Raw genomic sequence first — 2,440 nt, forward strand, 5'->3', positions numbered from 1 at the left:
GGGGCCGGGGTGATTGCGTGCCTTTTGAAGAATGAGCCTGCGAGTTAGCGGTACGTGGCGAGGTTAACCCGTGTGGGGTAGCCGTAGCGAAAGCGAGTCCGAACAGGGCGTTCTGAGTCGCGTGCTCTAGACCCGAAGCCGAGTGATCTACCCATGGCCAGGTTGAAGCGCGGGTAAGACCGCGTGGAGGACCGAACCCACCAGGGTTGAAAACCTGGGGGATGAGCTGTGGGTAGGGGTGAAAGGCCAATCAAACTCGGTGATAGCTGGTTCTCCCCGAAATGCATTTAGGTGCAGCGTCACGTGTTTCTTGCCGGAGGTAGAGCACTGGATGGCCGATGGGCCCCACAAGGTTACTGACGTCAACCAAACTCCGAATGCCGGTAAGTGAGAGCGTGGCAGTGAGACTGCGGGCGATAAGGTTCGTAGTCGAGAGGGAAACAGCCCAGATCATCGGCTAAGGCCCCTAAGCGTGTGCTAAGTGGAAAAGGATGTGGGATCGCAGAGACAACCAGGAGGTTGGCTTAGAAGCAGCCACCCTTGAAAGAGTGCGTAATAGCTCACTGGTCAAGTGGTTCCGCGCCGACAATGTAGCGGGGCTCAAGCACACCGCCGAAGCCGTGGCATTCACACAACAACCCGCCGGTTCCCTCGAGGGGCCGGCCAGGTGTGTGGATGGGTAGGGGAGCGTCGTGTGGCGGTGGAAGCGGCGGAGTGATCCAGCCGTGGACGCCACACGAGTGAGAATGCAGGCATGAGTAGCGAGAGGGGAGTGAGAACCTCCCCCGCCGGAAGACCAAGGGTTCCTGGGCCAGGCTAATCCGCCCAGGGTGAGTCGGGACCTAAGGCGAGGCCGACAGGCGTAGTCGATGGACAACGGGTTGATATTCCCGTACCCGCGAAGGAACGCCCATGCTGAACCCAGCGATGCTAACCCACCGACGCCGGGGATCCTCCTTGTGAGGTGAACCGGGGAAGCTGGGGACCCGGACTGGTAGTAGGCAAGCGATGGGGTGACGCAGGAAGGTAGTCCTACCGGTGAGTGGTAGTACCGGTGCAAGGGTGTGGCCCGTGGAATAGGTAAATCCGTTCCACATGAGGGTGAGGCCCGACGCATAGCCGATTGAGGCGAATTGGATGATCCTATGCTGCCGAGAAAAGCCTCTAGCGAGTTCCGAGCGGCCCGTACCCCAAACCAACTCAGGTGGTCAGGTAGAGAATACCGAGGCGATCGAGCGAACTGTGGTTAAGGAACTCGGCAAAATGCCCCCGTAACTTCGGGAGAAGGGGGGCCCCAGCCCGTGAACCACCTAGCGTGGGGCAGCGGGAGGGGGTCGCAGAGACCAGTGAGAAGCGACTGTTTACTAAAAACACAGGTCCGTGCGAAGTCGTAAGACGATGTATACGGACTGACGCCTGCCCGGTGCTGGAACGTTAAGGGGACGGGTTAGCCGCAAGGCGAAGCTCAGAACTCAAGCGCCAGTAAACGGCGGTGGTAACTATAACCATCCTAAGGTAGCGAAATTCCTTGTCGGGTAAGTTCCGACCTGCACGAATGGCGTAACGACTTCTCAGCTGTCTCAACCACAGGCTCGGCGAAATTGCACTACGAGTAAAGATGCTCGTTACGCGCGGCAGGACGGAAAGACCCCGGGACCTTTACTATAGCTTGATATTGGTGTTCGGTTCGGCTTGTGTAGGATAGGTGGGAGACTGCGAAGCGGGCACGCCAGTGTTCGTGGAGTCGCCGTTGAAATACCACTCTGGTCGAATTGGATGTCTAACCTCGGTCCGTGATCCGGATCAGGGACAGTGTCAGGTGGGTAGTTTAACTGGGGCGGTTGCCTCCCAAAATGTAACGGAGGCGCCCAAAGGTTCCCTCAGCCTGGTTGGCAATCAGGTGTCGAGTGCAAGTGCACAAGGGAGCTTGACTGCGAGACCGACGGGTCGAGCAGGAGCGAAAGCTGGGACTAGTGACCCGGCACCGGCATGTGGAAGCGGTGTCGCTCAACGGATAAAAGGTACCCCGGGGATAACAGGCTGATCTTCCCCAAGAGTCCATATCGACGGGATGGTTTGGCACCTCGATGTCGGCTCGTCGCATCCTGGGGCTGGAGTAGGTCCCAAGGGTTGGGCTGTTCGCCCATTAAAGCGGTACGCGAGCTGGGTTTAGAACGTCGTGAGACAGTTCGGTCCCTATCCGCCGTGCGCGTAAGAGACTTGAGAAGAGCTGTCCCTAGTACGAGAGGACCGGGACGGACGAACCTCTGGTGTGCCAGTTGTACCGCCAGGTGCACTGCTGGTTGGCTACGTTCGGCAGGGATAACCGCTGAAAGCATCTAAGCGGGAAGCTCGCTTCAAGATGAGGTCTCTCACCGGGTCAACCGGGTAAGGCCCCCGCCCAGACCAGCGGGTTGATAGGCCGGAAGTGGAAGCACCG

General features: G+C 58.9%; 1 rRNA gene. It reads left to right on the forward strand.

Annotation, left to right across the window (positions count from 1 at the left end):
* Nucleotides 1-2,440, forward strand: a 23S ribosomal RNA gene (locus BMW62_RS21975); the annotation flags it as partial.

It is taken from the genome of Blastococcus sp. DSM 46786 (assembly GCF_900109665.1).
Lineage (GTDB): Bacteria > Actinomycetota > Actinomycetes > Mycobacteriales > Geodermatophilaceae > Blastococcus > Blastococcus carthaginiensis.